Here is a 9014-nt window from a genome sequence, read left to right on the forward strand (position 1 = left end):
TTTTTTATAAATAATTTGACTGTTTTTACACTTACAAAAACCTGCTTATATAAGGTCAATTTATTCAAATATTTTATAGGTTGGCATTTGCTAAACTAAATCACTCAAAGCAGTGAGGGTCACAATACCAGCTAAACCCAGCTGAGCAACTAAACTAACCAAAGAAAATACCCTAAGTATAAACAAACCCCAAGGGTGTTTTATATGAGGATATAAAGCACAACGCTTTAGAGTGGTTGCAAAGAAAAAACACACCACTGCAATCATGGTTAACGTAAGCGTTAGTTCGCTTTTTATAGTAATTGTTTCATCAAAAAAGAAAAACAATTGTAACGGTAAAAACAACGTCACAATAGCATGTAAAGCATGCACCTTTTTAATACGATCAAATTGACCTTCAGGCGACAACTCTTTAATTCCAAAGTCACGTTCTAAGCATTTAACTAAGTTATTAGCCTTAATATTAACGGCCAAACGGTAGCAGCTTAACCCTTCGTTGTTACGCGCTCTAAAGTCGTAGCCACTTTTAAGTAACAACACCATTAATGATTCATTTTTAGCAAGTACAGCATAATGTAATGCTGTATTCCCTAAATTGTCAGTCGCTTTTTTATCTTGCTTTGAAAGTAATGTTTCCACAACATTTACAAAGCCTTTTTCAGCTGCCCACATAAATGCTGTTTTATTATTTTCATCGGCAAGAACACCTGTAGCACCTTGTTCAATAAAGCGCATAGCCATGGTTTGTTTGGCTGTTTTTTTACGCAAGTGAGTTAATAAAGCTTTCTCTAAAAGAACAACAGAATCAACGTCAGGAGATACCTGCGTAAGCAACGTAAAATAGTCTTTACCCGTTGCCACTTTTTCGCTAGCAAGTTCACAAAGCACATCTAAATCAGCAATAGACTCTGGAATAAATGCACTTAAGCGTTCTCTAAAATCAACTTCTTTCCAGAGTGATAGCGTGTCAACAGCAGAGAGTTTACTGCCATTACTTAAGGCATGTTCAATTAACGTAAAATAACGCTTACTAAAAAACAAACCGAGTAACGACAGAGGCGTACTAATATCATTTTGCGTGGCAATACTTGCGTACTGCTCTAATCGCTCGCAAAGCATTAGCACTAAACTTTCAGGGGTATATTCATTATCGTAGTAGTGGCTTTTAACTGCACTAATATACGCTTGCGCATCTTCGTCATATTCAGAAATATGTTGAAAAAAGCACTCTTCAAAAGGTTCAAGTGGAGTTAGCCACGCCAAATAATAAATAGGCGGCAAAACAGTGGTGCAAACACCATCATCTTCATTAGTAGAACGACAAGCAGGCCAAGCTTCTAACGCATCTAAAATAAAGGCACCGTTTTGTTCTACAAGTCCTTTAATCAGTAACGGGTATTCCTTTGGCCAAATCAGTACATTTTCCATTAAAACAACACAACTCCAGTGTAGCTCGGGTGAGTGGTCAGTTATAACAGTTTTTAGCTGACACCACGCTTAATCAAAGAACTGATATTCTACCACACCTTGATCGCCACGCTAGAGCAAAGTCGATGAATAAATGAAATTATAAAAACAACCAAGTACATAAGTACTTGGCTGTTTTTGAGGTTGGAGTTGGGCTTAATCAGAGCCAGACAAAATCGTTATTTATTTTTTAACTCTTTAGTAACTTGCTCTAAACCTACATCTGAAATACGTTGAATAATCTCTTTTTGCTTAGCGCTTAATAACGAAATACCCTCAGCAACAATATCGTATACTTTCCACTCATTGTTTTTACCTAATCGAAGCTTAAAGCTTAAATCTATTGTTGGTGCATTAGGCTCAATAATTTGTGTATTAACCGTTGCATACTCAGAATCGCTTATTGCATTATTACGTTCAAATACAACCTTTTGACCCGTGTATTTCATTAATGCACCAGCATAAGTACCCGTTAAATAATGCTCTACTGCATCTATAAATTGAACTGCTTGCTCGCGCTCAATCCCTTTAATATGCTTACCTAATAATTTAAACGAGACAAACTTAACATCAATATGTGGCATTAAACGTTTTTCAACAATCTCAGACATTGCTTCTTTACTTGCATTCCCTTTTGCATTTACTTTGCCTATATCGGCGAATAACGTATTAGCAACTGATTCTAAAAGTCGATCTGGGGATTGCTGTTCTTGTGCAAAAAGAGAACTGCTTAAAAATGCAGTGCCTAGCAGTAATAGTTTAATTAGTTTCATAATAAGTTTTGTCTGTGTGATTAAGATGATTGTAATTTACGCGAACTATACGCAATAAAAAAGAAGCAAATAAGCAACTTATTAGTGCCTAAACAGCACCAATAAAATAACCAAATATAATTCAAGTAGTTACTATTTTATATTAACACCTCATAAACAACCGGCATTTTGTCCTCATTGAATTTGTTAACTGCTCGCCCTTATCATTTGGATATCACTTTGAATTAAACAGAATTGGTATCTATGAAAACGTCACTTAAAATATTTTTTATCTCTTTTTTATTAGTAATTTCGTTTTTTGGCAAACTTGCTTTTGCCCAATCGGATCACGGTTACGCTGTAGACTTTCTTAAAGGCGAAGGTAATGTCAATGGCGTAAAAATAGCCTACCAATACCATGCGCCTAGTATGCAAAGCCTCATTGGTGATGCGCGATTTTATTTTGAGACAAGTGTAAATATGTGGGAATATCGGCACGGCGATGAAACACAATCGAACATAGTTTTAGCCATGTCGCCTGTATTACAGTTTCCGGCGTTTAGTTTCAATAACACACCATTTTACGTTGAAGCTGGTATTGGTGTGTCATTGATTGATGAAACTCAATTTGCAGGTAAAAACATCAGCACCCACTACCAGTTTGAAGACCGTATTGGCCTTGTTGCCGACCTTGGAAAAACCAACGTGGCACTTAGAGTTATTCACTATTCAAACGCAGGATTTAAAGAGCCAAACCCAGGCCTTAATTTTTTAACGCTTTCGATCGCTAGGCGTTTTTAAAAGCAATTTATTGGTTGTATTTTTTAGTTATTTTATTGATGTTATAGCGTGAAACGGTCACACTTAAACGTACTAAATATTAAGTGATACTGCGATGCAAACTTGGCATATTGTAATTATTGTCGCCGTTGTTTTTACTATTATCATTGGTAATATTGCGCTGATTAGACTCTCTGAAAAACAGGAGTTTAAAAAGCCCAACGCCAATATAAAAAATACAACAGATACAAAAAAGCCCTGATTAATCAGGGCTTTTTAATTCATTAAATCGTTCTATTTAACCAACTAACCAATGCGCCATAAAAGCAATAATTGGTAGAGTAATTAACGTTCTCAAAATAAATATCACAAACAATTCAAATATATTAACCGGTATTTTGCTGCCTAACAGCAACGCACCAACTTCAGACATATAAATAAGTTGAGTAACACTCATAGCTGCAATAATAAAACGCGTTACATCGCTCTCAATAGTACCGGCTGCTAATATTGACGGAATAAACATATCAGCAAAACCGACCATAATAGTTTGTGCAGCTGCTTCAGCCTCTGGTACTTGCAGTAATTCTAAAAACGGAATGAATGGCATCCCCAAATACTGAAAAATTGGCGTGTATTCAGCAATAATTAACGCAAAAGTACCCACAGCCATAACCACTGGCAACACAGCAAAAACCATATCCAGTGCATTATGTACCCCCTCTTTAACAGTACCGACAAAACCTGGGGCTTTATCTGCTTTAGCGAGTGCAACATCTAAAGAATGGCCAAACAGTGTTTTACCCGTTGGAACTAACTCCGCGTTAGCATCAGGCTTTGAGCCATCAATTAATACATCCTTTTTAAAGCGTAATGGAGGTAAACGAGGCACAATAATAGCAGCCACAACACCCGCTAAACATACCGTTAAATAAAACGGTGCAAATAAGTACTCAAGTTTAACTTGGCCAATAACTACTAAACAAAAAGTAATAGATACAGCAGAAAAAGTAGTGCCGATAATAGCGGCTTCGCGTTGTGTGTAGTACTTATCTTCGTATTGGCGAGCCGTCATTAAAATACCTACGCTACCATCACCTAACCACGATGCCACACAGTTAACAGCGCTGCGCCCTGGTACACCAAACAAAGGTCGCATAACTTTCGTTAATAAAGTCCCAACTAGCTCAAGCAAACCAAAATTAAGTAATAAAGGCAGTAACAGGCCAGCAAGTATAAATACCGAAAACAATACAGGCAGTAAATCATTTAACACCAATGCCCCTGTATTTTCAGAAATAACGGCATGTGGCCCTACTTTTAAATGCGTCATTAACACAAACACAGTGCCAAATAAACGCGTAACCAGCCAAATCCAACTAACGTTGAATAAATGATTTAAAAGTGGAATTTTACAAATAACTTGCGGTTTAAATACACTTACAACGAATGAAAGTAAGCCCGTAGCGCAAATAATTAACGTAATAATAGCCTGTGCTGAATCTGCAAAAAAAACTTGCATTGCTTTAGCCATCATAGCGATAGGAATAGTCATTACTTCACCGGTAGAAACCGGTGTCATAAACAAAAAAACACCAATTAGTGAAGGTACTAAAAACGTAAACCAAGTACGCCAATCGTACTGCGTAGAAGTCGGTAATTGAGACATATTTTTAACCTATAAAAACCACAAAAAGAGCTTAGCGCTCTTTTTGTAGTAAAAATTTATTCTTATTTAAATTTTAATGCCGCGCTGAATGAGTGCCGCTTCTAATGCTTGTTGTAAACCGTTCATAGTACCTGGTTCAAGCGTTTCGCCTTTATCATCCATCCACGTTAAGCTTGTACCACCTTCTTTAGTTTTACTCACTAAAATTTGGTATTGCCCTTCATCAATAGGTAATTGAGTAACTTCGTCGCCCCAAATAGAATCCCAAACGCTGCTCTCTGGTGCTTTATAATCAGCTGTGATTAAACCTGTATCTTGGTTAATTTCAACAATAGTGAATGACAAACGCTCTAAAAAGCCAGAGAAACGGTCAAATACTGCATCGTAAGATTGCTCAGTAACCAGTGCCGCATTGCCTTTATTATCAAAGCCCATTTCAAGTGAAATAATACCTTGGCGTTTACGTAAATCGACTTCTAACTGACGGTAACGGTAATCAAATTCACTCACTACTTGGTTAAGCGCGCGCACTTCTAATTGCTGCTTAAGTAAATCGGTTAATGCGTTATCACCTTTAAAATCAATTAAATCAACACGCAAAGACGCAGTTCGCTGATGTGATTTTTCTTCAATAGTAAACTTGAATTTTTCTAAATCAGCATTCTCGTCACTGCCCCAAAGCCAGCTTTCTTCTGTTTTAATAATTGAATACCAATCAGTTTCAATAACACCTAACAGTTTATCTTCTTTGGTTGCACTTACGTTATTGTCAGCTAAAACGGCTTTAATTGAATCCCAAACAAATTCATCTAAATCGTCAATGCCATCATTTTTATCAAAATAAACACGAGCCAGTTTATCTGTTTCTTCAACCCAGCTGCCCTTAGCTACCGTAAGAACCTGAGCAGGTGGACGATAGTTTGTAGCCACAGGGTTATTATCGTATTGACCTATATCCATTTTATAAACGGGATCTTGGGCTGGTTGCGATAGAGACGCTGGCGCTTTAACTGGCTCATGCGTGCGGTAATTACGCTCATTATGTGCATCGTTAGTAAATACACTACACCCTGATAAACTTACCAATACACTTACAGCAAGTGCTTTTGGGATCCAATACTGCACAGATATTTCTCCTTAGCATACCCTTTAATTGTTTTAACAAGTATATGAGTGGGTTATGCCGATTTGGTTCAGTGTAAAATCAATATTAACTTTACATTTATTATTTGGCTGCCTAATTGCAATAAAGTTCAGCACTTCAACTTAGAAAAAATCTAAGTGCAAATAAGCAAATTTTAGCTATGGTACTTTCCTGTGCCAGTAAAAACAAGAAACACCGCACTTTAAAAGCGCTTAATTAGCCCGCATTGTAGTTTATAGAGTGTTTTGTGTTAAACTTCGCCGCCGTGCAACTTCTCAAGTGTATTTAGTTGCGTTGCCCATTGCGTTGTTATAATCCAAGTAACTTAGGTATTTTAACCCATGACTGCATTTTCAAATCATCAAATTGTGTTAACTGCTATTGGCGAAGATAGGCCGGGTATTGTGAGCGAACTTACACAATTAGTTAGCGACTGCCACTGTAATATTATAGATAGCCGTATCGCTATTTTAGGCTGCGAATTTACCTTTATAATGTTACTCAATGGCGACATGTCAGCTATTAGCCGTATTGAACACGTACTCCCTACTAAAGCCATGGAACTTGGCCTGCTTACCATGATGAAGCGCACCGCCAGTCATACACCCAGTGAATTTTGTGCCGGTTATACCCTCGAATACACAGGGATCGACACACCGGGGACACTAAGTAAAGTAACGCGCTTTTTTGCCGACAGCAACATTAGCATTTGCTCACTAAAATCAGATACCTACTCTCAAGAGGACGACATTAAAATGCGTTGTGAACTTGAATTCAACATACCGGTTGATGTAGATATAGATCAATTTAAAATTAGTTTCGAGAGCCTTTCTCACACGCTAAACGTAGATTATATTTTTAAACGAATTCGTTAAGGATGCTAAACATGAACACAATTAGTCCATTACAAGCTGGCGATACAGCACCCGCTTTTAGCCTACAAAACCAAAACGACGAAACAGTAAAATTAAGCGAGCTGTTAAAAGAGCAACAAGTGCTTGTGTACTTTTACCCTAAAGCGTCAACGCCTGGCTGTACGGTTCAAGCCGAGAACTTACGTGACCAACAAGCAGAGCTTGCTAAATTTAATACCCGCGTTGTAGGTATTAGCCCAGATCCAATTAAGCGCCTTAAAAACTTTGAAACTAAAAAAGAGCTTAATTTTGACCTATTAGCCGATGAAGACCACGCCATTGCTGAAGCATTTGGTGTATGGGGCTACAAAAAATTTATGGGTAAAGAATACGATGGTATTCACCGCCTGACGTTTTTAGTAGGCCAAGACGGTAAAATAAAACACCTATTTGATAAGTTTAAAACCAAAGATCATCATCAAGTAGTGTTGAATTATCTTGCAGCAGAATAAGCTAACGGCTGAGTAAGTTAACTACCAGCTATTAGACAAATACAGAAAAGCGTTGCTCAAGAGCAACGCTTTTTTATGCTAGTTATTAAATATTTCGATTAAGTAAGAGCTGGATCAAACGGCAAAAATGATCAATAATTTTAACGTATGAAGTCAAGGTTTGGCCCCTTTGGTTTCTGTAATTAATTACGCCTGCCCTGCCTGTAAGAAAAACCAAGTAATGCGCTTACAATTTGAATCTAGGTAGTTATAAGCTCCCCACTAACGATTGTTATAATTGTGGGAAAGAGATTGATGAGAAAAGTCATTAAATAGACAGAGTTATTACTGGAGAGTCTGGTATTCAGGGTTATTCATAAAGCCACTTGATATATATTAAGTTGTTGTAGTGTATTATCAACCGATACAAAGTTTGGAATAGTACCAACTAAACTTGCACCTGATTTTAAAGCAATTTTAATGCTAGCTACATTTTGTTCTAAGCATCTAAACTCAATTACTTTAGCGCTTGTATTTTTGAGTATGCTTGGCACTCTTGCGATTACTTGACTGATAATACCATTTCCTTGTGCATCACTACTTAACCAGTAACCAAGCTCCGCTACATTCAACTCAGGACAAATAGATTTAACTGCAAAAATGCCACTCAGATTATCTTTATAATAAATTTTAAACCACCGCGAACCATTTAGCCCGCTGTTGACTCTGTCGAGTATGTACTTTTTAGCTGATTCGATATTGTTTACCCCTTCTACCCAAGGCAAAAATTCACCTAAACCTGCCCGACTTAAATTAACAGTCTTTAAAATGTCCGCAGCATCGCTTTCCACTAAAGGAGCTAATTTAATGTGTTCTGCAATTTGGATATGCAAGTGTTCTTCCTTGTAAGTATTGATTTTTATAGTTATAAGTTTAAAACTAAAGATCACTATTAAGTAGCCCCAAACTTATTTAACGGCTGAATAGCCTTTGAGCTATTAAAAATATACAGAAAGGCATTACTCTAGAGCAACGCTTTTTTATACTAGTTATTAAATGTTTTGGTTAAATAAAAGTATGATCGAGGGATAAATGGATAAATAATAATTTTGATGTATGAACGCTTTGGTTTCACAGACTTGTTACAGCGCAGTGTGTAAACACAGCCAGAAACTTGACTGACATTGGTACTAAACGATGACTGAGGCGAAAGCCAAGGGCCTTAATTAATCATTAATAATGCTTAATCAAACTGCCTAAATTCATATGAGTGACTGGTGCATATTCACACCAATCGACGTCATTACTAGGTGCGTAGTCATATTTAAATTGAGTTTAAATAATAAGAACACTTGGTTTTTGAATAAAAAGATCAAGAAAACACAGCTACCTGCTTGACCGGAATTTTCTAATGGGTGACCCCTTTGGTTACAGTATGGGTTTAGAATTAAATTGGTTGGCCGTGCGGTGTTTCGGGGATCTAACGGACTAAAAAGATAATTTAGCCTACCCGATTAAAACAGGAGTCGACATTACTAATACAACCCTGTTTAAAAAGAGCTGTTAAGGCTTTTCACAAGTTTAGCAGCCCAAAGGGTAACTAAAACTTAAGAGACCCTATAACCTCATCAACAATCAGGCGAAGCTTTCTCTGTAATTCATAATAATCTACTTTATCTAGCTGATCCCAAGTGTCGAACTTACCTTCAATAAACAGCTTATAATACGTATTTTCAGTTATGCGTTCTGCTAGCAGTTTAGAATGATTGCTACGAAATTGTAATTTTTTGAGTTTAATGGAAATTAGAAATAGGACGTCTTGGAGGCTTAATATCAATTTTTCTAGTTCTTTATATT

At 36.9% G+C, this 9014-nt stretch carries 10 protein-coding genes; 4 read left to right on the forward strand and 6 right to left on the reverse strand.

Annotated elements, in window-relative coordinates; translation table 11 throughout:
* Positions 1–90: 90 nt before the first annotated feature.
* Both P20495_RS09500 and P20495_RS09495 read right to left on the reverse strand, forming a co-directional pair.
* Entirely contained in the window at positions 91–1428 is a 1338-nt protein-coding gene (locus tag P20495_RS09500; protein ID WP_008136461.1) for an ankyrin repeat domain-containing protein, read from the reverse strand.
* 218 nt (positions 1429–1646) lie between these two features.
* Positions 1647–2240, reverse strand: coding sequence for a phospholipid-binding protein MlaC (locus P20495_RS09495; RefSeq protein WP_007375919.1), 594 nt, complete (start codon positions 2238–2240; stop codon positions 1647–1649).
* A gap of 243 nt (positions 2241–2483) precedes the next feature.
* Here P20495_RS09495 and P20495_RS09490 point away from each other — a divergent pair, with 243 nt between their 5' ends.
* Together P20495_RS09490 and P20495_RS21605 are read left to right on the forward strand one after the other, a co-directional pair.
* Positions 2484–3020, forward strand: a complete 537-nt coding sequence (locus P20495_RS09490; protein WP_007375920.1) for an acyloxyacyl hydrolase — start codon at positions 2484–2486, stop codon at positions 3018–3020.
* A gap of 94 nt (positions 3021–3114) precedes the next feature.
* Positions 3115–3261, forward strand: coding sequence for a DUF2897 family protein (locus tag P20495_RS21605; protein ID WP_008136463.1), 147 nt, complete (start codon positions 3115–3117; stop codon positions 3259–3261).
* Between the two features lie 36 nt (positions 3262–3297).
* Here the strand turns inward: P20495_RS21605 and P20495_RS09485 are convergent, their stop codons facing one another.
* Together P20495_RS09485 and bamC are read right to left on the reverse strand one after the other, a co-directional pair.
* The gene (locus P20495_RS09485) at positions 3298–4668 is read right to left on the reverse strand and encodes a YjiH family protein (protein WP_008136465.1); all 1371 of its coding nucleotides are present in this window, start codon (positions 4666–4668) and stop codon (positions 3298–3300) included.
* Between the two features lie 66 nt (positions 4669–4734).
* Positions 4735–5793 carry an outer membrane protein assembly factor BamC gene (bamC, locus tag P20495_RS09480; protein WP_008136468.1) on the reverse strand — a complete coding sequence of 353 codons (1059 nt, stop codon included), beginning with the start codon at positions 5791–5793 and terminating at the stop codon, positions 4735–4737.
* 360 nt (positions 5794–6153) lie between these two features.
* Here bamC and P20495_RS09475 point away from each other — a divergent pair, with 360 nt between their 5' ends.
* Both P20495_RS09475 and bcp read left to right on the forward strand, forming a co-directional pair.
* A complete protein-coding gene (locus P20495_RS09475) occupies positions 6154–6687 on the forward strand; it encodes a glycine cleavage system protein R (protein WP_007375924.1) in 534 nt (177 codons plus the stop codon).
* Positions 6688–6698: 11 nt separating this feature from the next.
* Positions 6699–7178, forward strand: a complete 480-nt coding sequence (bcp, locus tag P20495_RS09470) for a thioredoxin-dependent thiol peroxidase (RefSeq protein ID WP_008136470.1) — start codon at positions 6699–6701, stop codon at positions 7176–7178.
* 353 nt (positions 7179–7531) lie between these two features.
* On the opposite strand, the gene P20495_RS09465 is transcribed toward bcp, so the two are convergent.
* Together P20495_RS09465 and P20495_RS22295 are read right to left on the reverse strand one after the other, a co-directional pair.
* Positions 7532–8050 carry a GNAT family N-acetyltransferase gene (locus P20495_RS09465; protein ID WP_008136471.1) on the reverse strand — a complete coding sequence of 173 codons (519 nt, stop codon included), beginning with the start codon at positions 8048–8050 and terminating at the stop codon, positions 7532–7534.
* A gap of 707 nt (positions 8051–8757) precedes the next feature.
* A partial coding sequence (locus P20495_RS22295) for a hypothetical protein (protein ID WP_033015826.1) occupies positions 8758–9014 on the reverse strand: 257 nt, incomplete at its 5' end.

The organism is Pseudoalteromonas sp. BSi20495, from assembly GCF_000241185.1.
Classification (GTDB): Bacteria; Pseudomonadota; Gammaproteobacteria; order Enterobacterales; family Alteromonadaceae; genus Pseudoalteromonas; species Pseudoalteromonas fuliginea.